Source organism: Streptomyces sp. NPDC019890 (assembly GCF_044903445.1).
Taxonomy (GTDB): domain Bacteria; phylum Actinomycetota; class Actinomycetes; order Streptomycetales; family Streptomycetaceae; genus Streptomyces.
Genome location: NZ_JBJDQK010000008.1, coordinates 245,515 through 271,632 on the forward strand (window position 1 = coordinate 245,515; position 26,118 = coordinate 271,632).

Consider the following 26,118-nt stretch of genomic DNA (forward strand, 5'->3'; position numbering starts at 1 on the left):
GCCGCTCCTGCTGCGAGAACGTGCGCGCACGTTCCACGGTTCCACTATGCGCCGGTCCGCTGCGGTTCGCCGACCTGGTCCACCCCGGCCGGCCCGAGTGAGCCACGTCACAGCCGCGTCACCTCCGTCCGGAGTCGGCGGGGAGTACCCTCGGCGACTCCGGTCCCAGTAGTCAAATTTGAGGAATGCGTCATCGCTGTGCAGAGACCCCCCGCGGCAACGCCCTCCCCGACCACCGACGTCCTCACCGAACTCGCCCACTGCTCGGCCGCCTTCGTGCCCGGAGACCCGCCGCGTACGGGACGCATCGCCTTCTGGCGTGCCGACGGCGGCAAACTCTCCACCGCACCCGGCACCACCGCACCCGGCACCACCTCGCCCGGCACCGTAGAGCCGCTGACCGTGGTCGGCGACGACGCCCGCACGCACGCCGTACGGGCCCTGCTGCTGCCCGTACGAGACGCACTGCCGGTGCTCACCAGGGCGCGGGCCCGTGCCGACGCCTCGCCCGCGGCCGCCTTCTGGGGCGCGGCGGCGCTGCTCGCCCTTCAACTCGCCGCGCGGGGACTGCTGTTGCCGGGACTGACCGCCACCGATCACGACGCGTGGCGGGTCGGGCCGCTGACCCCGGGGGATATGGAGCGGGTGCGTACGCTCGCGGCCTCGATGCCGCCCACCGCGCACTGCGTGCCGCTCGACGCGAGGGCAGAGCCGCTCCTGCTGCCCGAACCGGAGCGGCTGCTGCGGGCGTTCCTCGACGCTGTCGCCGACGGTCTGCCACGCACACCTGCCGCACCGATCGCCGCGGGCGGCACCGCCTTCGCCGGCCATGAGCCGCGGCGGCTGCCGGAACAGCGCGCCTGGGCGGCGGACGTCGCCGCGGGCCATGACGCGGGCGTACGTCTGTCCCTGCGCATCGAAGTGCCCGTGCTCGAACAGGCCGAGGGCGACGGTCCGGCTCTCCGCGCCGTCCTGCAGCTGCACAGCGTCAGCGATCCGACCCTGGTCGCCGACGCCGCCGATCTCTGGGCAGAAGGAGCTGATGCGGCCTTCGGGCCGCGTGCGCGGATGGACGCCCTGCTCGCGCTGCGCCGCGCCGCCCGTGCCTGGACGCCGCTCACTCCGCTGCTCCACGCCGCAGTGCCGGACGCGATCGAACTCGCCGACGAGGAGGTGACCGAGCTCCTTGGCGAGGCCGCCAGAGCACTTGCGGCGACTGGTGTGCAGGTGCACTGGCCGAAGGAGATGGCACGCAAGCTCACTGCGCGCGCCGTGATCGGCCCTCCGCAGGAGTCCGACGGCCCGCAGAAGGACGACTCGGGGCTGCCGTCCTTCCTGTCCGCCGACGCCCTGCTCGCCTACAACTGGTGGTTCGCGCTGGGCGATCAGCGGCTGACCCGCGAGGAGCTGGACCGCCTCGCCGAGGCCAGTCGGCCCATTGTGCGGCTGCGCGACCAGTGGGTGCTCATCGACCCGGAGGAGGCCCGGCGCGCCCGCGAGAGCCAGGACGGCAAACTGACCCCGGTCGACGCGCTCGGCGCGGTGCTCACCGGCTCCATCGAGGTCGACGGCCGCCGCGTCGACGTCGACGCCTCCGGCCGACTGGCGCGGCTGCGCGACCAACTCGCCGATCCCGAGGGCGGCCGGCCGGAGATCGGCCAGCCGGCGGCGCTCGCCGCGACCCTGCGTGACTACCAGCTGCGCGGTCTCAACTGGCTGAACAGGATGACCTCGCTCGGGCTCGGCGGCGTGCTCGCCGACGACATGGGCCTGGGCAAGACCATCACGCTCATCTCGCTGCATCTGCACCGCCAGACGGACGCCTCGGCCGCGGGCCCCACCCTCGTCGTCGCTCCGGCGTCCCTGATGGGCAACTGGCAGCGCGAGATCGAGCGGTTCGCGCCCGGCACCCCCGTACGCCGCTTCCACGGCGCATCGCGCAGCCTCGCCTCCCTCGCCGACGGGGAGTTCGTGCTCACGACCTACGGCACGATGCGACTCGACGCCGAGAAACTGAGCCAGGTGGCGTGGGGCATGGTCGTCGCCGACGAGGCGCAGCACGTCAAGAACCCGTACTCCACCACCGCCAGGCAGCTGCGCACCATCGGCGCGAAGGCGCGCGTCGCGCTCAGCGGCACGCCCGTGGAGAACAACCTCTCCGAGCTGTGGGCGATCCTCGACTGGACCACGCCCGGACTGCTCGGCAGGCTCGGCACCTTCCGTACCCGCTATGCGCAAGCGGTGGAAGGCGGCAACGATCCCGCCGCGGCCCAGCGACTCGCCGCGCTGATACGGCCGTTCCTGCTGCGCCGGCGCAAGTCCGACCCGGGCATCGCACCCGAGCTGCCGCCCAAGACCGAGACGGACCGGGCCGTTTCGCTGACCACGGAACAGGCCGGGCTCTACGAGGCAGTCGTGCGGGAAACCCTCGCCGCGATCTCCGAGGCGGGCGGCATGGAGCGGCGCGGTCTGGTCGTGAAGCTGCTGACCGCCCTCAAGCAGATCTGCAACCACCCGGCGCAGTATTTGAAGGAACACAGCCTGAAGGAGGAGCGGCCGCGGGTCGCGGGCCGCTCCGGGAAGCTGGAGCTGCTCGACGAGCTGCTCGACACGATCCTTCTCCAGGACGCGAGCGTGCTGGTCTTCACCCAGTACGTACAGATGGCGCGCCTGCTCGAACAGCATCTGGCGGCACGCGGGGTGGGGACGCAGCTTCTGCACGGCGGCACGCCGATCGCCGAGCGAGAGGCGATGGTGCAGCGCTTCCAGGACGGTGAAGTGCCGGTCTTCCTGCTCTCGTTGAAGGCCGCGGGCACCGGACTGAATCTGACCCGCGCCGAGCATGTCGTGCATTACGACCGCTGGTGGAACCCCGCCGTCGAGGCGCAGGCCACCGACCGTGCGTACCGCATCGGCCAGCACCGCCCCGTCCAGGTCCACCGGCTGATCGCCGAGGGAACCATCGAGGACCGGATCGCGGACATGCTGGCGCGCAAACGGGAGCTGGCGGACGCGGTCCTCGGCTCCGGTGAAGCCGCGTTGACCGAACTGACCGAACTGACCGACGCCGAGCTGGCGGATCTGGTGGAGCTGCGAGGGAGCGGACGATGAGCGGCGCAGACGAGCGGGATCATGGCCGGGACGACAACGAGCGGACCTTCGCCGCGCTGCCGCCCGCGCGCGGCCGCGGCTTCGCCCAGACCTGGTGGGGCCAGGCCTGGCTCAAGGCTCTCGAGGACACGGCGCTCGACGGCGAGCAGCTGAAGCGGGGCCGGCGGCAGGCGCGCGAGGGCGCGGTCGGGGCGGTTTCGGTGCGCCCCGGGCGGATCACCGCCGTCGTACGGGACCGGGACGGCACCGCGCAGCGCAGCGATGTGCTGCTGCAGGAGCTGAGCGAGGCCGAGTGGGACGGCTTCCTGGACATGGCGGTCGACCGGGCGGGGCACATCGCGGCCCTGCTGGACCGGGAGATGCCGCCGCATCTGGTGGAGGACGCGGCGGCGACCGGGGTCGAACTCCTGCCGGGGATCGGCGACTTGGAGCCCGAGTGCACCTGCGGGGCATGGGACCACTGCCCCCACACGGCGGCGCTCTGCTACCAGATGGCGCGCCTTCTCGATCAGGATCCGTTCGTGCTGCTGCTGATGCGAGGGCGTTCGGAGCACCATCTCCTCGATGAGTTGCAGATACGGAGCGTGGCGCGGGCGACCGCGACGGCGCCGAAGTCCGAGCCGGCTCGGACGCCCGAAGGCGTGCGGGCCGACGAGGCGTTCGCGGCGCGGGACATCCTGCCGCCGCTGCCCGCTCCCCCGCCGCTGCCGGACGAACCGGGGCTGCCGCCCGCGCTGGACACCGAGGCCCCTCCCGCGCCCGGACTCGACGCCGCGGCGCTGGAGTTCCTTGCCGCGGATGCGGCGGCACGGGCGCACCGCATGCTCACCGACGCGCTCTCGCCGGCACATCATCAGCATTCGCCCGAGGTGGAGTTGACGGAGGTCGCGGACGCGGTGCGCCTTGCGGCCGCGGCGCCGGGACCGGCGATCGCCGGGCGTCTGGCGACGGGCACCGGCCGCGGGCGCGCCGAGCTGGACCTGGCCGTACGCGCCTGGCACTTGGGCGGCGCCACCGCGCTCGCGGCACATGAGGACGAGTGGGTGCCCGAGCCGGAGCTCCTCGCCCGGGCGAGGACGGCGCTCGCCGAGGCATGGGAGGAGACCGAACGGCCACAGTTGCGTCCACTCGGCTCCGGCCGCTGGACGGTCGTGGGCACCGATGCGCAGCTGCGCCTCGGGCGGGACGGCCGCTGGTGGCCCTACCGCAAGGAGCGGGGCCGCTGGGCACCGGCCGGTCCCGCCGACCACGATCCTGCGGCGGCACTGGCGGGTGCCCTGGCCGAGACAGGCTGAACGGCCCGGCCACGCGTACGTGATGGCAGTGCGTCAGGCGGCGTTCATCCCGAAGTCCCACGGCGTTCGGAAGGAGCGCTCAGCCTGGCCCCTGTCACATGATCCGTCGGCCAGGAGGCCCCATGTCCCCGCATGCGCACAAGCAGCGCACCCTACGCCGTTCCTTCGCCGTCGGGCTGCCGATCGCCCTGCTCGCGGCGATCGCCGTGGCCGGGACCGCCACGGGCGTGCCGGGTCACGAGGGCAGCGAGGACGGCGGACAGGAGCGGGCTCCACGCGTGGTGGGCAGCGCGCTGCTCGGGGACATGGCGCTGGGCCGGTTCAGCAATGCGCTGCTGCCCGGTTCGGTCGCCGACGACCGAGGGGTCGACCTCGGCGGCATCGGCAGCGACATCTACCCCGCCGGCCGCAAGGGCGAGTTCTGGACGGTGACCGACCGCGGTCCCAACGGCCAGATCAAGGTGGACGGCAAAAAGCGCCGCACCTTCCCCGTCCCCGGCTTCGATCCCGCGATCGTCAAGGTCCGCGTCGCCGGCGGCCGGGTTCAGGTGCTCAAGGCGATCGCGATCACCACACAGTCCGGCAAGGCCGTCACCGGCCTGTCCAACCAGGCCTCACGGGACGAGGCTCCGTACACGTACGACGCGAAGACCCCGCTCACGTACAACCCGAACGGCCTCGACACCGAGGGCATCGTGCGCGCCGCGGACGGCACCTTCTGGCTCGCCGACGAGTACGGCCCGTCCCTCGTGCATGTCTCCGCCCACGGCAAGGTGCTCGCGCGCCATGTACCCAAGGGCCTGAACCTCCAGGGCGCCGACTATCCGGTGGTCGAGTCGCTGCCCGGCATTCTGCTCCAGCGCAAGACCAACCGGGGCTTCGAGGGACTGGCCCAGCTCCCCGGTGGTGACCTGGTGCTTGCGGTGCAGAGCCCGCTGTCCGTGCCGGACACGGCCGCGGGCGACAAGTCCCGCAACGCGCGGCTGCTGCGTTTCTCGCCGAAGAAGCGCGCCGTGACGGCGGAGTACGCCTATCGCTTCGACGCGGTGGACGTCGTCGACCCGGGCGAGGACGACACCTCGGAACTCAAGATCTCCTCGCTCGTGGCCGTCGGCCGCCACTGCCTGCTGGTCCAGGAGCGCACCGACAGGACCTTCCGGCTGCACCGCGTCACGTTGCCGCACGGCTCGGGCATCCTGGGCGGTGCATGGGACGACCCGGCGACCTCGCCCTCGTACGAGCAGCTCGATGACCCTTCGGCGGCGGGCGTGCCGGTGCTCCGCAAGAGCCTGGTGGCCGACTTCGGCAAGGTCGCGGGCGTGCCAGGCAAGATCGAAGGCGTCGCGCTGGTGGGCCGGGACGCTCTCGCGCTCATCAACGACAACGACTTCGGCATGACGGACGGCCCTGATGCCTTCGACGCGCAGGGCCGCCTGGTGGACAGCGGCATCGAGACGACGGTGACGTACGTGCGCCTGCCGCGGCCGCTGCACGGCTGACCGAGCGGCGGGGGCATCCGGTGGCCCGCCTCAACAGGGGCGGCGCTTCATTTCGGGTGCGCCCGCCCAGGCGGTCAGCGCACGGACTCGCTCGGTGTGGCGTGCGTGCGCATCGGTGGTGCGGGTGGCCCATGCGACATGGCCGTCGGGGCGTACGAGGACTTCGGCCACCCCGTCGAGGTCGGGGTGGTCGTCGTGCTTCGTGGCGGCAACGACGGCGACTCGGGCACCCCACCCCGGTCCGGCGGTCTGTTGGGCGTAGCCGTCCGCGGCCCCGAGGAGGAGCAGGACGAAGCGGCCGGTGTGAAGGAGTTCGTAGACCCTTGCCGCCTGGCAACCGGCCGAGCTCAGTGCGATGTCGGGCATGCGCCGTCCCACCAGGGGATCGGCGCCGGCGATCGCGGGCGGGTAGGTGGTGTCGAGCGCGGACACCTGCCCGGCCAGGCGACGGTTGACCTCCTTGATGCCCAACAGCTCGTCCAGCAGCGCGCGCAGGGCCGTCGCGGGACGCTGGTACTGGGGCACGAGGGTCAACTCTGCAAGCAGCGTCTGCACTTCGGTGTTCGCGGTGACCGCCTGCCCGATCGGGTGGCGCTCCTCGTGGTAGCTGTCCAGCAGTCCGGGCGGCGCCCATCCCTGAATCTCGGCGGCCAGTTTCCAGCCCAGGTTCATCGCATCCTGGAGTCCGGTGTTGAGTCCCTGTCCGGCCGCGGGGAAGTGGATATGGGCGGCGTCGCCGGCCAGCAGAACGCGATCGGAGCGGTAACTCCCGGCGAGCCGGGTGGCATTGCCGAACCTGGAGAGCCACCGGGGCTCTGCGACAGCGCAGTCGGTGCCGCAGATCCGTATCAGCGAGGCACGGAACTCCTCCAGCGTCACCGGCTCGGCGGCGGGCGTGCGGATCCGCTCCGGATCCAGGAGGACGAACCGGGTCAGCCCACCCTCCAGCGGGGCGATGATCACGCCACTCCCCCGGGCCCGGTCGAGGTTGTCGGTGTCAGCAACCGCAAAGTCGCCGAGCATCCCGGTCAGGGACTCGTCAGTCCCCGGGAAGCCGATGCCGGCGGCCTGCCTGACGAAGCTCCGCCCGCCGTCACACCCGACCGCGTACTTCGAACGTACGGTCTCGACGCCGCCGGGGCCGCGCACCTCGGCCTCGACACCTTCGGCGTCCTGACGCAGCCCGACCACCTGGTGACCGCGAAGGATCTCCACGCCGAGCTCCCGTGCGCGCTCTTCCAGCAGCGCCTCGGTGCGCGCCTGGGCCAGGAAGAGGGTGTATCCGTGCCGGGATTCCAGGGCGGTGAAGTCCAGCCGTGTGTTCAGGCCGGCGAAGTGCCAGCCGGGCATGTGCCTGCCCAGGGCGAGGAAGCGGTCGGCCAGCCCTCGCAGATCCATCAGTTCGACACTGCGCGGGTGCAGGGTCAGTGCCCTGGAGTCCCGCTGGGGCTCGGTACGCCGCTCGACGACCCGTACGCGTATGCCGGCCAGCGCCAGCTCACCGGCGAGCAGCAGCCCGGTCGGGCCGGCTCCCACGACGATCACATCGATGTCCATCGTTGCTTCCTCCCAGATTTAGTGAACAGCGTTCACGTGAACGTTGTTCACTATAGTGAGGTCCATGAGCTCCCCGTCAACTCCCCGCCACACCGAAGCCACCGCCCGGGCACCGCGAGGCCGCCCCGCGCGACTGGACCAGGCGCGCACCGTCGAGACCGCGCTGCAACTGCTGGACGAGGCCGGGCTCGACGCGCTCACCATGCGGCGGCTGGCCGACGCCATGGGAGTCCAGGCCGGCGCGCTCTACCGCTATTTCGCGACCAAGCAGGACTTGCTGACAGCAATGGCCGAGCGGATGCTCGCCGCCTGTGCCGACCCGCCGCCGTCAATGGAGGACTGGACCGAGCGGCTGGCCGATCTGGCCCGCCGGATGCGCACGGCGCTGCTCGGCCACCGCGACGGCGCGCGCGTCTACGCCGGAACCCACTCGACCGGCGAGAACACCCTGGGCTTCGCCGACACCCTCGTCGGCACTCTGCGCGCGGCGGGCTTCACTGCCGACGATGCGGCGCGGGCGGCCTATGCCATCGTCCACTTCACGATCGGCCACACCCTCGAAGAACAAGCCGCACTGCCTCACGGGGCGAACGACGCGGCGGCAGACGTCCAGTCCCTGCGGCAGGCACTGGCACAAGGCCACTTCCCCCATCTGACCGCGGCCGCTCACGTGCTCACCAGCACCGACTTCGCAGCCCACTTCGAGTACGGGCTGCGCCTGCTCATCCAGGGATTGCGGGCGGAGTCAAAGCGCCCTCAGGAAAGCCCCACCGCATAAGGGCCCGCGACATCCGGGCGGAACGGTTCCGCCCGGCACAACTTCCCTCTCCGCACAGGACGTTGAGGCGGATCGGCGTCTTCCGGCGCTCCCGCCGCCGCTCGTACCGCAATCGTAGAGTCGGCGAGGCTCTTTCCAGCCCATTGGTCACCCGGGCGGGCGAGGCGCCGGCCCATGCCCGCGACACCAACTGCACCTGCGTCGCCGAGATCCGCCAGGAATGGATTCCGGCAGGGGATGCTCACTTCGGCGGCCTCCGCCATCACCTGCGTGAGGTCTCCGCCGTACCGCCACCCCCTGACTCCCCCACCAGGAGAGGCTTCCCATGGACCGTAGACGACTGCTCCAGGGCGCCGCCGCCGCGACCACCGCCGGTGTGCTGCTGCCCGCGGCCCGCGCGCAGGCCGCCTTCGCGGACACCGACCATCCATCCGCCCACTGGACACCCGCCTCCACCGCCAACTACACGGCGTCCAGCCGCCCTTCGACATTTCCCGTCCAGTATGTGGTCATCCATGTCACGCAGGAGACCTTCGACAGCACGATCGGGATCTTCCAGAACCCGGCCAAGCAGGTGTCCGCGCACTATGTGGTGCGCTCGGCGGACGGCCATGTCGCGCAGTGCGTACGGGAGCGCAACATCGCCTGGCACGCGGGCAATTGGGACTACAACACCCGCAGCGTCGGCATCGAGCACGAGGGCTGGATCGACAGGCCCTCGTACTTCACGCATGCGCTGTACGAACAGTCCGCGGCGCTCACCGCCTCGGTCTGCGACCGGTACGGCATCCCCAAGGACCGGGCGCACATCATCGGGCACAACGAGGTGCCGGGCGCCACCCACACCGACCCGGGACCCCTGTGGGACTGGGTGCTCTATATCCGCCTCGTGAACTTCGCCTGACGCGGGCACGCTTGTCGGGCTTCGCCGCCTGGGCCACGATGGGCGCAGGAGGCCGAGTTGAGCGACGCATGGGTGGCTCTTGAGTCCGGCGCGGATCCGACCGAGCGGATCGCCGAGCTGCGCAGGGCGTACGACGCGTATCTGACCGCGGGGCGGGTCGAGCGGCCGGTACGTTCCGTGGTCGCCGAATCCTGGCGGCGCTCGGCCCGTGCCCAGGTCAGCCCGGAGGGCACACCCGGTGTCGAGCTGGACGCCGAGGCGCTGGCGGCGTACCGCGAGAATCATCCGCTGGCGCGGGTGATGCCGCTGGTCAGGGAGTTGATGGGGGCGTACGCCAGGGACGGCGAGCATCTGGTCGCGGTCTGCGATGCGCACGGTCGGCTGCTGTGGGTCGAAGGGCCCGCTGCCACGCGCAGCAGGGCGGGCGGGATGAACTTCGTGCCGGGCGCACGCTGGGCCGAGACGGTCGCCGGGACGAACGCCCCGGGCACGGCGATCACCGTGGACCGGCCGGTGCAGGTGTTCGCCGCCGAGCACTTCCGGCGGCCCGTGCAGGCCTGGACATGCGCCGCGGCCCCGGTCCACGACCCGGCCACCGGGCGGCTGCTCGGCGCGGTGGACATCACCGGCGGGGACCGGCTGGCGCATCCGCACAGCCTCGCGTTCGTGGGGGCGGTGGCGCGGGCGGCCGAGTCGCAGCTGGCGCTCCTCGCCCCGCCGCCGGCCGCGGAGAGTGTGCGTCTGTCGGCGCTGGGCAGGGACGAGGCGCTGCTGGTGGCCGGCGGGCGCAAGGTGCGCCTGAGCCGCCGCCACAGCGAGATCCTGGTGCTGCTGGCCCACCGCCCCGAGGGCGTCGGCGGCGACGAGCTGCTGGTCGAGCTGTACGAGGACGAGTCGGTCACCCCGGTCACCCTGCGGGCCGAGCTTTCGCGACTGCGCGGGCTGCTGGGACCGGAACTGCTGCGCTCACGCCCGTACCGGCTCGCGGTTGCTGTGGACGCGGACTTCGACACGGTGACACGGCGGCTGGCCTCGGGGGCGGTGACCGGGGCGCTGAGCGCCTACGCCGGTCCGCTGCTGCCCGCGTCACAGGCGCCCGCGGTGGCGAGGCTGCGCCGCCGTCTGGAGGATCAGCTGCGGGCGGCGCTGATCACACGCGGCGATCCGGGACTGCTGGCCGACTGGGCGTACAGCCCGTGGGGCGAGGACGATCTTCCGGCGTGGCGGGCGCTCGCCGCCGCGCTCCCCGTACAGCAGCGTCCGTCCGCGCTCGCGCGCGTACGCGAACTGGACAGCTGGCAGGGGCCGTGACAGCCATTCGAACAGCCGTGCAATTGATTTTTCCCGCCGGCTGACCCCCTCCCACGCTGCGGACACGGCCCGATCTCCTTACTGTCAATGGGTGGAGCACCACAGGGCATGACCCGGCCGGCCCCGTGTCCGTGCCCCGGCCGTCCGAACCCGGAGGAGCCCTCATGCCGGAGCTGTTCATCGGCGGTCAGTGGACCGCAGCGGTCGACGGGCAGGTGCGCGACATCCGCTGTCCCGCGGACGGCACCCTCGTCGCGACCGTCGACGAGGCCGGGCCGAAGGACGCCGCCGCGGCGATCGCCGCGGCCCGTGACGCCTTCGACAGCGGGCCATGGCCCGGCACGCCGACCGCCGAGCGCGGCCGGCTGCTGCTGCGCGTCGCCGGGCTGCTGGAGCGCGACAAGGACACGCTCGCCCGCGCCGAATCCCTGGACACCGGGAAGCGGCTGGTGGAGAGCGAGTACGACATGGCCGACATCGCGAACTGCTTCCGCTACTTCGGCAATCTGACAGCCGCCGGCGGCCACGACCGGATCGTCGACACGGGCAACCCCGAAGCGGACAGCCGGGTGGTGCACGAGCCGGTCGGCGTGTGTGCGCTGATCACCCCGTGGAACTATCCCCTGCTGCAGACCGCCTGGAAGGTCGCGCCCGCGCTCGGCGCGGGCAATACCTTTGTCCTCAAGCCCAGCGAACTGACCCCGCACACGGCCATCATCCTGATGCGTCTGCTGGCCGAGGCGGGGCTGCCGGACGGAGTCGCCAATCTGATTCTCGGCGCGGGTCCCGTCGCGGGCGCGCCGCTGAGCGCGGACCCGCGGGTCGATCTGGTGTCGTTCACCGGCGGCCTCGTCACCGGACGCCGCATCATGGCGGCCGCGGCACCCACCGTGAAGAAGGTCGCGCTGGAACTGGGCGGCAAGAATCCCAACATCGTCTTCGCGGACGCCGACTTCGACATCGCGGTCGACTATGCGCTGCTGGCGGTGTTCCTGCATTCCGGTCAGGTCTGCTCGGCCGGTGCACGGCTGCTGGTCCAGGACGAGCTGCACGACAGGTTCGTCGACGCCGTGGTGGCGCAGGCGAAGCAGATCCGGCTCGGCGGACCCTTCGACCCGAACGCCCGCGCCGGGCCGCTGATCTCCGCCGCGCACCGCGCCAAGGTCGAGGCCTATGTGGCCGCGGGACTCACCGAGGGCGCGGTGCTGCGCTGCGGCGGCAAGCGGCCCGACGACCCGGCGCTGCGGGACGGCTTCTACTACCTGCCGACGGTGCTGGACGACTGCGCTCCCGGCATGTCCGTGGTACGGGACGAGTCGTTCGGCCCGGTCCTCACCGTCGAGACGTTCCGCGACGAGGAGGAAGCGGTCGCGCTCGCCAATGACACCGTCTACGGGCTGGCCGGGGCGGTCTGGTCGCAGGATGTCGGCCGGTCGCACCGGGTGGCGTCCCGGCTGCGTGCCGGGACCGTGTGGATCAACGACTTCCATCCATACGTACCGCAGGCGGAATGGGGCGGCATGAAGCAGTCCGGCTTCGGCCGCGAACTGGGCCCCACGGGACTCGCGGAGTACCAGGAGGCCAAACACATGTGGCGCAACCTCGACCCACGCCCGCAGAGGTGGTTCGCATGAGCGGCGACACCGGCAGAGACCCGGACGGCGCAGGTCCCGCCGGCACCGGCAGGCAGCCGGACCAGGCAGGGCCCGCCGACGGGCCCGCGGTGCAGGGCAGCCGCGCCGATGTGCTCCTCGCACAGGGCAAGCATGACGACGACGCGCTCGGCGTGCTCGGCTACAAGCCCGAACTCAAGCGCACCCTGGGCAATTTCCACACCTTCGCCGCCGGGATCAGCTACATCTCCATCCTGACCGGCACCTTCCAGCTCTTCTACCTCGGCGTCGCCTTCGGCGGACCCGCGTACTGGTGGTCCTGGCCGATGGTCTTCGTCGGCCAGCTGATGGTGGCCTTGTGCTTCTGCGAGCTCGCCGCCCGCTACCCGGTCGCCGGATCCGTCTACAACTGGGCCAAGACCATGGGCGGTCCGCACATCGGCTGGCTCGGCGGCTGGATGATGATGACGGCCACCATGGTGACGCTCTCCGCCGTGGCCCTCGCCTATCAGATCACGCTGCCGCAGATCGACGACTGGTTCCAGTTCGTGGGCGACGGCACCGGCAAGACCGACGCGGCTGCCAATGCCGTTCTGCTGGGCACGGTCCTCATCCTGTTCTCCACCCTGGTGAACGCCTTCGGCGTCAAACTCATGGCCACCATCAACTCCACGGGCGTGTTCATCGAACTGATCGCCGCCGTGACCCTCGTCGTCCTCCTCGCCGCCCATATCACCCGCGGCCCCAGCAGCGTCCTGACCGAGACGTACGGCCTCGGCAGCGGCGAGAGTCTCGGCTACCTCGGCGCGTTCCTCGCCGCCTCGCTGGCCTCCGCGTATGTGATGTACGGCTTCGACACGGCGTCGTCGCTCGGCGAGGAGTCGCACGATCCGAGCCGCAACGCGCCCCGCGCGATCCTGCGAGCCCTCGTCGCATCGTTCATCATCGGCGGTCTGATCCTGCTCTTCGCACTGATGGCCGTGCCCAACCTGTTCGCGAAGCAGCTCGGCACCGAAGGTCTGCAGTACGTGGTGCTGGCAACCCTTGGCTCGACCATCGGCGAGATCGTGCTGTGGTGCGTCGTCGTCGCCATCACCGTCTGCGTACTGGCCGTGCAGGCCGCGGGCATCCGGCTGATGTTCGCGATGGCCCGGGACAACAACCTGCCCGCCGGCTCGCTGCTGGCGCGCGTCAGCCCGCGCTTCAAGACGCCTGTGGTACCGGCGGTCGTGATCGGGCTGGTCGGCGTCGTCATCCTGGTCATCAACATCAACCAGCCGCAGATCTTCTCGGTGATCACCAGCATCGCGGTCATCATGATCTATCTGGCCTATCTGATGGTCACCTTCCCCATGCTGATCCAGCGGCTGCGCGGCAGATGGCAGCCCGCCGAGGGCAAGTTCTCGCTCGGCAGGTTCGGACTGCCCGTCAACATCCTGGCCGTGCTGTGGGGCGTGGCCATGTCCATCAACCTCGCCTGGCCGCGCGCCGAGGTCTACAACGCCACCGGTCCGCAGCACTGGTATCTGCGCTGGGGCGCGTTCCTGTTCATCGGTGTGGTCGCTCTCGGCGGCTTCGCCTACTACTGGTTCGTGCAGCGGCACCGTACGGGAGTGCTCGCCGAACACCGCGCCGTCGTCGCGGACGAGTCGCCGTCGGGCGCCTCCTGACTCCCTTTCGATCCTGGAGACACGATGTCCGCACAGAGCCCCGTCCACGAGTTCGACTATGTGGTGGTGGGCGGCGGTACGGCCGGCGCCGTCATCGCGGCCCGGCTGACCGAGGACCCGTACATCAGCGTCTGCGTGCTGGAGGCGGGGCCGTCCGATGTCGGCGACGACAACGTCCTCCGACTCGACCGGTGGATGGCCCTGCTGGAGTCCTGTTACGACTGGGACTACCCGGTGGAGCCGCAGGAGAACGGCAACAGCTTTATGCGGCACGCCCGTGGCAAGGTGCTCGGCGGCTGCTCGTCGCACAACTCCTGCATCGCCTTCTGGGCGCCCGCCGAGGACCTCGACGAGTGGGGCGCGATGGGCTGTACGGGCTGGAGTGCCAGGGACTGTTTCCCGCTCTACAAGCGCCTGGAGAGCAATGACGCGCCGGGCGAGCACCACGGCCGTTCGGGTCCGGTCACCATCCGCACCGTGCCGCCGCACGACCCGTGCGGGGCCGCGCTGCTCGCGGCCTGCGCGGCGGCGGACATCCCCACCACGCCGTTCAACGCCGGCAGCACGGTGGTGCGCGGCGCAAACCGGTTCCAGATCAACGCCCGTGAGGACGGCACCCGTTCGTCCGCCTCCGTGTCCTATCTGCATCCGATTCTCGGCAAGCGGGCGAATCTTGAGGTACGCACCGGGCTCCAGGCCAAGCGGCTGCTGTTCGGCGACGGGGGACGCTGCACGGGCGTCGAGTACCTGGAGCCGGACGCCATCCACAGCGGGTCGGTCGCCGCGCGCCGCGAGGTGATCGTCTCCTGCGGCGCCATCGACTCGCCCAAGCTGCTGATGCTCTCGGGCATCGGGCCTGCTGCGCATCTGAAGGAGACCGGGGTCGAGGTGCGCGTCGACTCCCCCGGCGTCGGCTCGCATCTCCAGGACCATCCGGAGGGCGTGATCATGTGGGAGGCCAAGCAGCCCATGGTCACCTCGTCCACCCAGTGGTGGGAGATCGGCATCTTCGCCGACACGCAGCCGGGCCTGGACCGGCCCGACCTGATGTTCCACTACGGTTCGGTGCCGTTCGACATGAACACCTACCGGCGCGGATTCCCCACCTCCGACAACGCCTTCTGTCTCACGCCGAACGTCACCCGCGCCCGGTCCATGGGCACGGTGCGCCTGCGCACCCGCGACTTCCGGGACAAGCCGAAGGTCGACCCGCGCTACTTCACGCACGAGCACGACATCAGGGTGATGACCTACGGCCTGCGGCTCGCCCGCGAGATCGTCGGGCAGGCACCGATGGCCGACTGGGCAGGCAAGGAGCTGGCTCCCGGCCCCTCGCTCACGTCCGACGACGAGTTGTTCTCCTACATCCGCGAGACCCACAACACCGTCTACCACCCGGCGGGCACCGTGCGGATGGGTGCGGTGGACGACGCGGACTCGCCGCTCGATCCGCAGCTGAGGGTCAAAGGAGTCAGCGGGCTGCGGGTGGCCGACGCCTCGATCATGCCGTTCCTGCCCACGGTCAATCCATGCATCACCACGATGATGATCGGCGAGAAGTGCGCCGACATGATCAAGGGGACCTGAGCGCCGGGCTCACCGCAACCTCCTTGCAACGTCCGGGCTCCTAGCCTCGCGGCGAGCGCCGTCCAAAGGCGGGCGGCACCCTCTCCGGGAGGCCATGGAGATGACCCGATACGCAGCGCCGGGCAGCGACGGCGCGATCGTCTCGTACCAGTCCCGCTACGACCACTGGATCGGCGGCGAGTACGTGCCGCCGGCCCGCGGCCAGTACTTCGAGAACCCGAGCCCGGTCAACGGCCGCCCCTTCACCGAGATCGCCCGCGGCACCGCCGAGGACGTCGAGCGCGCCCTGGACGCGGCGCACGCGGCCGCGCCCGGCTGGGGCCGCACCTCGGCCGGCGACCGTGCCACGGTCCTGCTGCGTATCGCTGACCGGATGGAAGCCCATCTGGAAGAGCTGGCGGTGGCCGAGAGCTGGGAGAACGGCAAGCCGGTCCGCGAGACACTGGCCGCGGACATCCCGCTCGCCATCGACCACTTCCGCTACTTCGCCGGTGCCCTCCGCGCCCAGGAGGGTTCGCTGAGCGAGGTCGACGACGACACGATCGCGTACCACTTCCATGAGCCGCTGGGCGTGGTCGGCCAGATCATCCCGTGGAACTTCCCGATCCTGATGGCCACATGGAAGCTGGCGCCCGCGCTGGCCGCGGGCAATGCAGTGGTCCTCAAGCCCGCCGAGCAGACCCCGGCCTCGATCCACTTCTGGCTGAGTCTGGTCGCCGACCTGCTGCCGCCGGGAGTCGTCAACATCGTCAACGGCTTCGGCGTGGAGGCGGGCAAGCCGCTCGCCTCCAGCCCGCGCGTAGCGAAGATCGCGTTCACCGGTGAGACCACCACGGGGCGGCTGATCATGCAGTACGCCTCAGAGAACATCAAACCCGTCACCCTGGAGCTCGGCGGCAAGTCGCCGAACATCTTCTTCGACGACGTCTGGGCTTCCGACGACGAACTGCGTGACAAGGCCCTCGAAGGCTTCACCATGTTCGCCCTCAACCAGGGCGAGGTGTGCACCTGTCCGTCACGGGCGCTGATCCAGCGGGGGCACTACAGCGAGTTCCTGGAGGCGGGCATCGCCCGCACCGAGAGGATCCTCCCGGGCCACCCCCTCGACACCGACACGATGATCGGCGCCCAGGCCTCCAACGACCAGCTCCAGAAGATCCTTTCGTATCTGGACATCGGCCAGCAGGAGGGCGCCAAGATCCTGACGGGTGGTCAGCGCATCGAGTACGACGGTGAACTGGCGGGCGGCTACTACGTCCAGCCCACGGTCTTCGAGGGCGACAACAGGATGCGGGTCTTCCAGGAGGAGATCTTCGGCCCGGTCGTCGCCGTCACGTCCTTCTCGGACTTCGACGACGCGATCAGGACGGCGAACGACACGCTGTACGGGCTCGGTGCGGGCGTGTGGACCCGGGACATCAACACCGCCTACCGGGCAGGGCGCGCCATCCAGGCGGGCCGGGTCTGGACGAACTGCTACCACGCGTATCCGGCGCATGCGGCGTTCGGCGGCTACAAGCAGTCCGGGATCGGCCGGGAGAACCACAAGATGATGCTGGAGCACTACCAGCAGACGAAGAACCTGCTGGTGTCGTATTCGCCGAAGAAGCTGGGCTTCTTCTAGACGCACGAAAAAAGGTACGTTCCACGTGGGCACGCAGCATTTCCTTACGGGTCAGCGGCCCTCGCCTTCTGGGAGGCCGTGGAACGTGCCGGGGTGACGGCGGGCCCGCTGCACCTGCTGGGCCACACCGTCGGGCCGGATGAGCTGGCGGGAGTGCGGACCGTTTCGTGAGGCGTGGTGGTGCGGGGCGGACTGTGTGTCGGTGCGCCCCGCCCCGAACGTGCGCCAGGAGGCGCGTGCGTCAGAGACACACGCGCCTCAGGTCGTACCGGCCTGCTGGATGCTGTCGCCGCTGTTGCCGATGGCGACGTGGGTGGCGATGCGCCGGAAGTCGTTCATCACGCCGAACATGCTCTTGTTGGACGGCAGGAGGGCCTGAAGGGCCTGGAGCGCAGTGGCTCCCGCCAACTGGGCCTGGAACAAGTCTTTGTAGGCGTTGTAGACCCGCGCCGTGTAGTTGGGCTCCTTCGCCGCGTTCGTCCGGTGGTCGTTGGTGAGGGCGATTGAGGCCAGGTCCATCAGATAGCAGTCGATCAGGTCGGTGACGTCCGCGGGCTTGGCGCCCTCCTCCCCCGTTCGCGCATCCTCCGCCAGGACATCGGCCATTTTCAGCACGATGTCCCGGTAGATGCGGTGCCTTGTACTGCTCGGGAAGGCAGCCATGATGTGGTCGGCCTGACCCGCACCCTCGGTGTTCATCATCCGCGGGATCTTCAGGTCCGTCAGCCCCGGAACCGTCAGCGGAACCCCCGCGAACATCCCCTCCTCGTCGGGGATGTTCGTGTCCCGCGAGGCCAAGGGGTGCAGGCCGATCTCATGGGCCAGCATCCCCATGATGTAACCGATGTCGTACTTCTCGAAGTAGTAACTGGCGAGGTTGATCTGGCCGCCGTCGTCGCCCAGGTCGCGCACGTCGGCCGGGGTCTCGGTCGTGCGCAGGTGCAGGGTGATCCGGACAGGGCGGCCACCGACGTAGTTCTTGATGGTGCTGTGCTCGTCGAGCAGCTCGACGATCCGGACCGCCTTGTCGACGTACCTCTCCGTCTGGTTCAGGTTGGTGAACTCGAAGTTCCCCAACTTGAAGGGACGGAGGACCGGCTCCGGTGCGGCGGGGGCCGTGTCCGAGTCCTGCTGCATGTGAGCCGGAACCTCGGTGACTGCCGGGCCGTCGGCGGGTCGGGGCAGGGAGACCGGGTCGACCCAGATGGACTCGCGGGTTTCCGCAGCGGCGGCGCTCCGGGCCGCCGCCCAGCTCTGGTCGGCCTGGTCGCCGTTCTGCTGAGGCGCTGGGGTCACGTCGCCGATGAGCGCTCCGAGCAGGGCCATGTGCCGGTCGCGCAGGCCGGCGGGGGCGAGGGAGGCGTCTTCGGTAGCTCCGTCGAGGTCGCCCAGCAGGCTGCCGAGGATGTGCGGGCGGTGCGGGGAGTCGGCGTCCCGGTACTCGTCGCGCAGGCCGAGCTGGTGGGTGAGCTCGTGCACCATCTGCACCGGGGCGGCGTCGGACCACCAGGTGGTCTGGTTCATCGCCTGGTCCCGGCCCGCCAGGTTCACGGTCAGGTGCGGCGCATCGGTGGGATCGACGTGCTCGACGGTCACGTGCAGCCGGTCGCCGTTGGGCAGGCGGTGGTCCGGGTCGTTCAGGCCGGCTCTGCTACGGGCGCCCCCTCGGCACCCGGCACGCGTACGGGATCGAGAAGACTGTCCGCCGGGACGAGCAAGGGGGCCGCGGCTCCGGCGTTCGCCAGCAACCGGGTGCCGGAATCACTCAGCGAACGGGCCAACTCGCGTGCGGGAAGCGTGTCATGTCGAAGTACCGCGGACATGAACTCGTGTACCGGCGAGGTGAACAACAGCACCACCGGTGCCCCGTCCAGGCCGGTGGCCGTGAGCGGCCCGCCGTCCGGCCCGCGCACTACTGTGATCTCCGCCTCCGCGAGCGCCTCGAGCGCCTCGTCCACCGAGCCGTAACCGGTGGCGGCACGCTGCGCCGCCGCGTCCACCGCGTCGCTGGGCTCCGGCCAGCCGAGCACCCGGGCCGAGGGCCGGTACGCCGGGTTGGCGCGGTAGTCCCCCACGCCCCCGTCATGCCTGCCCTCTTGCCGTTCTCCGGGCCGCATTTTCACCTGAACTCTTCGGGCCGTACGAATTCTTGGGTGCCGCGCGCCCTGCGCGCACCTCGACGTTGAATCAGATCGGGGAGCCAACAGGATGCCACACGCGCCCCGCCCGTGGGCGACCGGGTCATGTCCGTATCAGGGGCCCCGCGTGCCCGTTTGCTGCCCGGTGGTGAACTTTTGGGGACCAGTGAGGCGTGGGTGGACAAAGCGGTGGGGCGGTTGGGGCTGGGGGGTGCTGCTGTCGCCCCTGTGACGGGCTAAGTTGGGTGTGCCATCGGACCCGTCGACGTACACATGCCTTCCGCCCGGACGTCCAAGCCAGGGCTGTACGGGAGGACTTCGCGGCTCGGAAAGGTTCGCAGCCCGCGCAGAGGAGGCCGGGTCGCCACCCCCGTCCTCGGCACCGGACGAGCAGGCCCCGAGCCCCGCCGCGGCCCCCAAGGCGGAGTCAGGCACTGCCCCGAGCGGGGAGACCGCTGCCGCGACCGCCACCGCCGCCGCCCCGCCCCCGGCCGCCGCCAAGCCCGCCGAGGAGCCCGAGGAGGGCGTCGCCGTGGCGGCGGCCGTCGGAACGGCGCCGCCGGACGTCAAGGCCGCCACCGGTACCGACACAGGACGCCCCCGCAAGCCGATCCTGGCGGGGGCCGCGATCGCCGGCGCCGTCCTGGTCGCCATACCCCTGCTCCTGGCGGGGAGCGCGAACGACGAGCGACCCGACTCCGCCAAGGGGCTGGCCGCGGACTCCGACACCGTCCTGAACGCGAGCTCCGCCCCCGCCGTGCTCGACGACTACGTGGCCGAGAAGCCCAGTTCGTCGCCGAGCAGGGCGAAGCCGAAGAAGAGCGAGGCTCCGAAGGTCGCCGTCGTCCAGCCTGCCACGCCCTCGCCGAGCAGTTCGCCCGAGAAGAAGGCCAAGGCGAAGCCCAGGCCCAAGGCGACCCCGAAGCCGAACTGGGGCACCAAGACCGTCTACGCGACCAGTGTCCTGCAGGTCGGACAGGCATGGTCCACCAACCGCATCCGTATGGTCATGCAGAGCGACGGCAACCTCGTCGTCTACAACGAGAAGGGCAAGCCCATCTGGGCGGCCATGACGTTCGGCGCCAACCACCGGGCAATCTTCCAGCAGGACGGCAACCTCGTCATCCACAACGCCGACGACCGCCCCATCTGGGCCTCCAAGAGCCACGGCCACGAGAACGCCCAGCTGGTCCTGCGGACGGACGGCAAGGTCGTCATTCTTCACAACGGCGCAGTTGTCTGGTCCACCTGACACCGCGTCGGGTCGGAAAGGCCTGCCGACTGTCGGACCTCGCCGCTATGCATCACCCCGGCGTGGCACACGGATCGACCCAACTACTCGCAGATACTGTGCTGGCCAGAGGCCCTCTTGCTGCGGCCCTTCCCAACCCGAACCACAGGGGGCCAACACGCCGTTTGTCCCAACCCACCAGAATCTCACTGCTGACCATCTCGGCGCTGACGACGCCGATCTTCTGTCCCTTGCCGGAGTCGTACTTCGAACTCGAAGCGTGTGCTCGAAATCGACTACCATGCGCAAATGTGGCGCAGACCTTTCAAAGTTCCACGTGAACCGATGCGGTGCGCGGCTGCCGGCAAAGAACTGTGCCGGGCGGGAGGTTCGTTTCTCATCGGAGCGATCCCCTTCGCGCACATCGTCGCGAAGTGCGCCGGAGGCGTCGATCTGCGCACAACCAATCCGGAATCCGTGTCCGCGACCGGGGTGTACCGCGCGTCCGGGTTGGCGCCGTTCCTGATCGCATCGGCACTGGACGTGGCGAAGGGGTACGTCGCCATCAAGCTTGCCGGCCAAGACCGGCCCGCGATTGCTTTGCACGCCGGGCTCGTTGTCGCCGGACACAACTGGTCGCCCTTCATGGGGGGAGTGGGCGGCCGCGGAATCACGCCTGCGACCGGCGCGTTGCTCGGCATCAACCGGCAGGGCGCCACGGTGATCCTGAGTGGTCCAGCCATCGGATATGTCTGCCGGGAAACCGGGCTGGGATCCTTTGTCTCACAACTTCTGCTGCTGCCCGTCGCGCTTCACTCGCGCGAGCGAAGCGGCGTACTACCCCTGGTCGCCGTCCTCATACCCATGTGGACCAAAAGAATTCTGGGTAACGATCTTGAGGTCCGTCGGAGCCTGCCGATGGGTCGTTATGTGGAACGCCTGCTCTATGACAGGGACAGGTCGACTCCGGGCTAGAGCCGTTTGCCAATCATTCCGACAACAGAGATGAACTCCACCATGCGGGCGGTCGCCGCGCTACCGCCGAGCGCCAGGTTTGCGACGTCCCGTTCGATGTCGGCTACGCGCCGGCGGATCTCCTCCTCGAGGATCGCAGCGACGGAGTTGGCCAGCATGAGATCCAGGATCCACTCCACACCGCCGTCGTCGTCCGGCACCCTCAGCCGAGACGCCACGCGGCCGGCGAGTTCCTCTTCGCCGCCCCCGCACAGCAGTTGGATCAGGATGGCGACAGGCCGGGTGAACTTTCCCGCACTGAGGTCACCTGGCACGGTGTCCTGATCGAACATGTCGTTGTAGTCGTCGACCAGCTGATAGAGCATGCCGACCGCGTAGCCGAGGCGCTCCATTTCGACGCGAGTCCCGCTGTCCGCGTGGCTGGTCACCGCGGCGCCGGAAGCGACGCAGGCGAAAGGCGCGCCGGTCTTCAAGCGAATCGTCTCTTGGTAGGGGACCGATCTGAAGTCGTACCAGCCCTGATGCCAGCCGATGTCCATGCTCTGTCCGATCGGCACCAGCGTCGCCATCACATCCAATTGGCGCCGCACGCCGTCCTTCTCGGCCAGGGTGAGGTCGGAACAATGGATCGGGTAGTGCGAGAACGACCGCACGATACATCCCAGATTGATCGCGTTGCTCACGTTCTCACTGACGTGGACGGCCTGGTCGCGGCCACGGAAAGTCGAGTTGTCCTGGACGTCATCCAGCACCAGCGACGCGGAGTGATACAACTCGACCGCCGCGGCCACCGGCTCCACCCGTTCGGTGTCGCCGCCCAACAGCTCGCCGCACAACAGGGCGAACGTCGATCGGAGTCGTTTGCCCTTCCTGGCCAGTTGCCGTTCGACCAGAAGCCGCATCCGGTCGCGCTGCTCCCACGGCCAGAACTCGAAGCCGGCGCACATCCGGTCACCAATGCCGCGTAACTCAGCAGCGAAATGGTCAGCCAGACCGACACTCATGCCGCCGCCTCGTCTCGAGCTGGTCGTGGCCAACCTCTGGCCAACCGCGACCGGTAACCCGCGTAGTGGACGAAACCAAGAATGATCAACGAAAGCCAGCTCATCAGCGGCTCCTTCAGCAGCACCAGGGAAAGGGCGACCAGGTTGATGGAGGCAACCGCGCTGCGCGCCGCCGCCTTGCGCGCCACTGTCTGCCCGGTCCACAGCTGAGGGAAGTAGGTAGCGGCGAACACCGCCACGATTGCGGCCATGACGAGCCAGTTGAATGCCAGCACGGCGCCCAGCGACGTCGCGATGCCCATCCCGCCCCGGAACGCCAGCTGCACCGGCCAGATATGCCCGGACACGACGGACACGACCGCGAGGGTCAGCGCGACATCCCCCACCTTCAGGGCGACGCCCCCGGAGACGACGACATAACCCTTCAGCATGTCCGCCAGCAGAATGATCACGAACCAGTGGCGGCCGAGAACCTTGCCGACATTCTGCGCACCGGCGTTCCCGCTGCCCAGGTCGCGAATGTCCCGTCCGATGCGCACCTTGGTCACGTAGTAGCTGGGCGAGATACAACCTACGAAGTAGCCGACGACGACAAGGCCCGCAGAAAGTGCAAGTTGATTCATGTTCATCCGAAATCCACCGCAAACCTCATTTCAGCAACGTGAGAGACACCAGGCCCGGAAACCAGGCCAACCGCAGGATGAGCAGTGATCGCGCCGTCGATCTGTCCCGGTCCGGCCATGACCGGAGGATGTAGGCGCACGAACACACGGGCGCGATCAGGCATGGAACCAGAAATACGACATACGACGACGGCTCCGAGCTGACCCGCGCCCCCACCCCGAGTGCGGCGGAACAGAGAATCGTGGCCACGGCGGTGTAGGCAGCAACACTCACCCCGGGTTCATACTTCGTGGCGAGTGTGCGCAGCCCGACCGCGCTGTCCGCATCGCGGTCCTGCAAGGTCTTCACGATCTCGTAGGCGACCACGAACAGCAGGATGAACCCCGCGGCAAGGCATGAGCTCAGCGTCATTCGGCCGGACGCCGTCGAACCGAAGAGCAGTGTGCCGCAACTGACCACTCCGACAATGAGGTTGCCGACCAGCACGGTGCCCTTGAATCGGTAGGAATAGGCGAAGGCCAGGACCAGGAGCACCGCGGCGAAGAGCATCTCAGCAAGGCCCAGCGCGGCGGCGGTTGTCACCGTCAGAATCGCCAGTGCGGTGACAACGGACCATGCGGTTGGGATGGCCACCCGACCCGACGGGATCGGCCGCTGCGGCTTGCTGACCCGGTCGGAGGGAAAGTCGACGATGTCATTCACCGCGTTCGCGACACCCATCAACCCAGCCATGCAGACCATCGACAGCACACCCCGGTCCCACGCCAGGCCGGACGGGTCCGACGTGAAATAGCCGCCGCACGCCGCCGACAGTGCGGCGAGCAAACACGTTATCGGCCTCACGACCGCGCAGGTGGCCACGATCCGCGAAACCGTGCCATACCGCACCACGCTGTCCAACATCAATGAAGTCCCGTTTCCTGGTCTGCCGCGCTACAGCGCCGCTCCGGGCGGATAGACACAACCTGTTGTGCCGTCCACCGTGATGAGGTCGCCATCCCGGACGGTTTCGGTCACCGAATGCAGGCCGACAACGGCCGGTACGCCGTACTCGCGTGCGATGACCGACATGTGCGCGGCCACACTGCCCAGGTCGGACGCGACCGCCCCGGCATTTCTGATCAGCGGGGCCAGTGCCGGCACGAAGGACCGGACGACAAGAACGTCACGGCCCGTCACCTCTGCCCGCGTCAGATGATCGACGAGGCGCGCCTGGCCGGTCACCCTCCCAGGGCTCACCCCGATCCCACGCAGCACTCCGTCAGAGCTTCGCCCGTCGGCCTCCCCCGCGGGGCGGGTGAGCAGGAGCGGCAACAGGCACGCAGCGCTGCCGAGCGCCTGCGGCGGGCGGAGTGCGCACTGGTGTTTCCATTCCCGCACCCTTGCCGAGACGACGCCTTGCCTCCGGGTGGGAGGACGTTCCGACAGCGCTTCCCGCAACTCCTCGTAGGAGAGGAAATACACGTGCTCCGGGCGGTCGATCACACCCTTGTCCTCGAGCGCGGCGCCCAGCCGGCCCAGCGCCTGCCGGAGGATCGGCCACGGCCAGGTCAGGTTCCGCGTATACACCCGCCGCCGGCGAGCACTGTCCCGGGCCAGCCTCAGCAGGCCGTTGAACCGCGCCGAGCGCACTTTCCGTCGGGAGAGAACCGAGAGGCACAGTTGCTCGAGCCGACCGGCCTCGTCGGTGCGCGGCTCGGGCCGTGGACCTTGGCGAGAGCCGTCGAAGACCTCACCGAGGGTCGGGCGGTACCAGTCGAGGGTGGAGACCGCATGCGGCGCCATGTCGTCGGCCTGATACCGATCCACCAACAAGCCGTGATACGGCAGGTTCAGGTCGGGGAGAATCTTCCTTCGGTAGTAGCGGGCCAACGCGTGTTCTGCCCGCCACGCGGCGCCGCCGACCAGGAACATCGGCCAGATGTGGGCGCCGACCAGGTCGATCACGCGGTCGATGAACTCGATTACCTCGCGCTCGGGCATCGTGTCCAAGCCTTTGTCGGCGACGGTGAGCAGCGCGCCGGGGCTCCGCGGCGAGTGGCTCTCGAGGGCGGCGATCTCTTTCTCGACCACCAGTCTGTTCGTGACCGAGGGCCAGCGTCGGCCGACCAGCATGGCGCAGGCGAAGCCGGGACGCGCGAGCATCCCGCGCAGGAGCACGGAGGAGCGCCGATCCCCCAGTGGTGAGTGGTAGTACCAGCCATTGACGAGTCGGTACGACGGCCCTGGCACCAGGACTCCGCTGCGTTGCCACTGCGCCCGCCGGAACCGGCGGTCGATCGCCGGCAGGAACCAGGTGGCGAACAGCGGCGTCACCGGTTCCGGTAACCACTCGCCGAGGCGGATGTCCCGCCGCCACTCACCACGCGGCGGCGCCGGCCAGGTGACCTGTCGGTCGGCGACGGCGGTCATCGGCCGGGCCTGCAGCAACGTGATCTCGCCGTCCAGCAGGGCCCACTCGACCTCCGCGGGACAGGACAGATGGGTGGAGACCCGCCGGGTCAGCTCGGCTATCGCGACGGCCTGGTCGTGCGTGATCGCGTCGTGGGAGTTCCGGATGCGGGTGGCGGCTGAGGACGTCACCGTCCAGTCGTCGGCGCCGGTCTGACCCTGCATCAGCTTGTCCGCCCGCCCGCGAACCGCGGAGATGGACACGACACCGGCGACACCGCCGCCCATCGGGTCGGTGGCGAACGCCGCGCCCGCGGAGTCGGGTTCGAGCAGGCGCTGCACGAGGACGGCCACTGGTGGGACGTCAGCGGCGCCCTCGCCGCGGTAGAAGGCCACGTTCGCGGCGGATTCCCAACACCGCAGCACGGAGGTTCTCAGTGAGTCGGTCCCGTACACGTCCAATACGCTCGTATAGAGACCGGCATAGGATGCTTCGGACGTGTCCTCGGCCACGCCCGACGACCGAACGGCGAGCCGATCCGAACCGTAGACGTCCATGATCTCGTCCAGGGCGTGCGCGAGGTGCGGCGGCATGTCGCCCAGGTCGGACCGGTTTGGGGCCTGCGCCTGAAACTGCTGGTGGATCTGGGCCGGTATGACCACGCCGTCGGCACACGGAAATCCCGCCTTCAGCAAGCTTGCCAAAGTAGCCGCCTTCCGCCCGCTGACCAGCGGGTCGGTCGCCCGCTCGTCGGTGAGCGCCACGGTCATGGGCAATGCGGCCGCGGGCTTGTCCACACCTACCT

The 26,118-nt window shown here is 69.6% G+C and carries 18 protein-coding genes and 1 pseudogene; 12 read left to right on the top strand and 7 right to left on the bottom strand.

Features of this window, described 5'->3' with window-relative positions; translation table 11 throughout:
- Nucleotides 1-198: 198 nt before the first annotated feature.
- The 3 genes from ACI2LP_RS23195 to ACI2LP_RS23205 all read left to right on the top strand — a co-directional run bounded on the left by ACI2LP_RS23195 (nucleotide 199) and on the right by ACI2LP_RS23205 (nucleotide 5,905).
- Nucleotides 199-3,111: a DEAD/DEAH box helicase gene (locus ACI2LP_RS23195; protein WP_404726412.1), complete on the top strand. Its 2,913-nt coding sequence runs from the start codon at nucleotides 199-201 to the stop codon at nucleotides 3,109-3,111.
- Nucleotides 3,108-4,406, top strand: a complete 1,299-nt coding sequence (locus ACI2LP_RS23200) for an SWF or SNF family helicase (protein ID WP_404726413.1) — start codon at nucleotides 3,108-3,110, stop codon at nucleotides 4,404-4,406. The genes ACI2LP_RS23195 and ACI2LP_RS23200 overlap by 4 nt, the downstream gene beginning before the upstream one ends.
- A gap of 122 nt (nucleotides 4,407-4,528) precedes the next feature.
- A complete protein-coding gene (locus ACI2LP_RS23205) occupies nucleotides 4,529-5,905 on the top strand; it encodes an esterase-like activity of phytase family protein (RefSeq protein WP_404726414.1) in 1,377 nt (458 codons plus the stop codon).
- Nucleotides 5,906-5,935: 30 nt separating this feature from the next.
- Here ACI2LP_RS23205 and ACI2LP_RS23210 read toward each other — a convergent pair whose 3' ends face one another.
- Nucleotides 5,936-7,462 (bottom strand): monooxygenase, encoded by a 1,527-nt coding sequence (locus ACI2LP_RS23210; RefSeq protein WP_404726415.1) that lies wholly within the window; start codon nucleotides 7,460-7,462, stop codon nucleotides 5,936-5,938.
- 64 nt (nucleotides 7,463-7,526) lie between these two features.
- Between ACI2LP_RS23210 and ACI2LP_RS23215 the strand changes: the two genes are divergently transcribed.
- From ACI2LP_RS23215 to ACI2LP_RS23245, 7 genes are all read left to right on the top strand, one after another.
- Nucleotides 7,527-8,240, top strand: coding sequence for a TetR/AcrR family transcriptional regulator (locus ACI2LP_RS23215; protein WP_404726416.1), 714 nt, complete (start codon nucleotides 7,527-7,529; stop codon nucleotides 8,238-8,240).
- 325 nt (nucleotides 8,241-8,565) lie between these two features.
- Nucleotides 8,566-9,144, top strand: a complete 579-nt coding sequence (locus ACI2LP_RS23220; protein ID WP_404726417.1) for an N-acetylmuramoyl-L-alanine amidase — start codon at nucleotides 8,566-8,568, stop codon at nucleotides 9,142-9,144.
- Nucleotides 9,145-9,201: 57 nt separating this feature from the next.
- Nucleotides 9,202-10,455, top strand: a complete 1,254-nt coding sequence (locus ACI2LP_RS23225; RefSeq protein WP_404726418.1) for a GAF domain-containing protein — start codon at nucleotides 9,202-9,204, stop codon at nucleotides 10,453-10,455.
- A gap of 164 nt (nucleotides 10,456-10,619) precedes the next feature.
- Nucleotides 10,620-12,089, top strand: a complete 1,470-nt coding sequence (locus tag ACI2LP_RS23230) for an aldehyde dehydrogenase family protein (RefSeq protein WP_404726419.1) — start codon at nucleotides 10,620-10,622, stop codon at nucleotides 12,087-12,089.
- Nucleotides 12,086-13,738 (top strand): APC family permease, encoded by a 1,653-nt coding sequence (locus ACI2LP_RS23235; protein WP_404726420.1) that lies wholly within the window; start codon nucleotides 12,086-12,088, stop codon nucleotides 13,736-13,738. The genes ACI2LP_RS23230 and ACI2LP_RS23235 overlap by 4 nt, the downstream gene beginning before the upstream one ends.
- A 24-nt stretch (nucleotides 13,739-13,762) precedes the next feature.
- Nucleotides 13,763-15,325, top strand: a complete 1,563-nt coding sequence (locus ACI2LP_RS23240) for a GMC family oxidoreductase (protein WP_404726421.1) — start codon at nucleotides 13,763-13,765, stop codon at nucleotides 15,323-15,325.
- A gap of 100 nt (nucleotides 15,326-15,425) precedes the next feature.
- Nucleotides 15,426-16,949 (top strand): aldehyde dehydrogenase family protein, encoded by a 1,524-nt coding sequence (locus tag ACI2LP_RS23245; RefSeq protein ID WP_404726422.1) that lies wholly within the window; start codon nucleotides 15,426-15,428, stop codon nucleotides 16,947-16,949.
- A gap of 258 nt (nucleotides 16,950-17,207) precedes the next feature.
- Here ACI2LP_RS23245 and ACI2LP_RS23250 read toward each other — a convergent pair whose 3' ends face one another.
- Nucleotides 17,208-18,545 (bottom strand): hypothetical protein, encoded by a 1,338-nt coding sequence (locus ACI2LP_RS23250; RefSeq protein WP_404726423.1) that lies wholly within the window; start codon nucleotides 18,543-18,545, stop codon nucleotides 17,208-17,210.
- A 41-nt stretch (nucleotides 18,546-18,586) separates the two neighbouring features.
- Nucleotides 18,587-19,030 (bottom strand): annotated as a pseudogene (locus ACI2LP_RS23255) (type VII secretion system-associated protein); the annotation flags it as partial.
- Between the two features lie 589 nt (nucleotides 19,031-19,619).
- Between ACI2LP_RS23255 and ACI2LP_RS23260 the strand changes: the two are divergent.
- Complete coding sequence (locus tag ACI2LP_RS23260; protein WP_404726424.1) at nucleotides 19,620-20,339, top strand: mannose-binding protein; 720 nt, start codon at nucleotides 19,620-19,622, stop codon at nucleotides 20,337-20,339.
- Between the two features lie 261 nt (nucleotides 20,340-20,600).
- Nucleotides 20,601-21,293, top strand: coding sequence for a glycerol-3-phosphate acyltransferase (locus ACI2LP_RS23265; RefSeq protein ID WP_404726425.1), 693 nt, complete (start codon nucleotides 20,601-20,603; stop codon nucleotides 21,291-21,293).
- On the opposite strand, the gene ACI2LP_RS23270 is transcribed toward ACI2LP_RS23265, so the two are convergent.
- Genes ACI2LP_RS23270 through ACI2LP_RS23285 form a run of 4 tightly spaced genes read right to left on the bottom strand, consistent with a single transcriptional unit; the run spans nucleotide 21,290 to nucleotide 26,110 of the window.
- Nucleotides 21,290-22,297: a polyprenyl synthetase family protein gene (locus tag ACI2LP_RS23270; RefSeq protein ID WP_404726426.1), complete on the bottom strand. Its 1,008-nt coding sequence runs from the start codon at nucleotides 22,295-22,297 to the stop codon at nucleotides 21,290-21,292. The two genes, ACI2LP_RS23265 and ACI2LP_RS23270, sit on opposite strands and share 4 nt — an antisense overlap.
- Nucleotides 22,294-22,926: a glycerol-3-phosphate acyltransferase gene (locus ACI2LP_RS23275; RefSeq protein ID WP_404726427.1), complete on the bottom strand. Its 633-nt coding sequence runs from the start codon at nucleotides 22,924-22,926 to the stop codon at nucleotides 22,294-22,296. Before ACI2LP_RS23275 ends, ACI2LP_RS23270 begins: the two co-directional genes overlap by 4 nt.
- Nucleotides 22,927-22,945: 19 nt before the next feature.
- On the bottom strand, nucleotides 22,946-23,824 hold the full coding sequence (locus ACI2LP_RS23280; protein WP_404726428.1) for a UbiA family prenyltransferase: 879 nt from the start codon (nucleotides 23,822-23,824) through the stop codon (nucleotides 22,946-22,948).
- 30 nt (nucleotides 23,825-23,854) lie between these two features.
- Nucleotides 23,855-26,110 (bottom strand): PEP/pyruvate-binding domain-containing protein, encoded by a 2,256-nt coding sequence (locus tag ACI2LP_RS23285; RefSeq protein WP_404726429.1) that lies wholly within the window; start codon nucleotides 26,108-26,110, stop codon nucleotides 23,855-23,857.
- Nucleotides 26,111-26,118: the final 8 nt, after the last annotated feature.

Excerpts from the sequence above, each read along its gene's own strand:
- ACI2LP_RS23200 (WP_404726413.1), top strand. The coding sequence starts at position 3,108 with ATGAGCGGCGCAGACGAGCGGGATCATGGCCGGGACGACAACGAGCGG.
- ACI2LP_RS23205 (WP_404726414.1), top strand. The coding sequence starts at position 4,529 with ATGTCCCCGCATGCGCACAAGCAGCGCACCCTACGCCGTTCCTTCGCC.
- ACI2LP_RS23220 (WP_404726417.1), top strand. The coding sequence starts at position 8,566 with ATGGACCGTAGACGACTGCTCCAGGGCGCCGCCGCCGCGACCACCGCC.
- ACI2LP_RS23270 (WP_404726426.1), bottom strand. The coding sequence starts at position 22,297 with ATGAGTGTCGGTCTGGCTGACCATTTCGCTGCTGAGTTACGCGGCATT.
- ACI2LP_RS23240 (WP_404726421.1), top strand. The coding sequence starts at position 13,763 with ATGTCCGCACAGAGCCCCGTCCACGAGTTCGACTATGTGGTGGTGGGC.
- ACI2LP_RS23275 (WP_404726427.1), bottom strand. The coding sequence starts at position 22,926 with ATGAACATGAATCAACTTGCACTTTCTGCGGGCCTTGTCGTCGTCGGC.
- ACI2LP_RS23245 (WP_404726422.1), top strand. The coding sequence starts at position 15,426 with ATGACCCGATACGCAGCGCCGGGCAGCGACGGCGCGATCGTCTCGTAC.
- ACI2LP_RS23235 (WP_404726420.1), top strand. The coding sequence starts at position 12,086 with ATGAGCGGCGACACCGGCAGAGACCCGGACGGCGCAGGTCCCGCCGGC.
- ACI2LP_RS23215 (WP_404726416.1), top strand. The coding sequence starts at position 7,527 with ATGAGCTCCCCGTCAACTCCCCGCCACACCGAAGCCACCGCCCGGGCA.
- ACI2LP_RS23210 (WP_404726415.1), bottom strand. The coding sequence starts at position 7,462 with ATGGACATCGATGTGATCGTCGTGGGAGCCGGCCCGACCGGGCTGCTG.
- ACI2LP_RS23280 (WP_404726428.1), bottom strand. The coding sequence starts at position 23,824 with ATGTTGGACAGCGTGGTGCGGTATGGCACGGTTTCGCGGATCGTGGCC.
- ACI2LP_RS23230 (WP_404726419.1), top strand. The coding sequence starts at position 10,620 with ATGCCGGAGCTGTTCATCGGCGGTCAGTGGACCGCAGCGGTCGACGGG.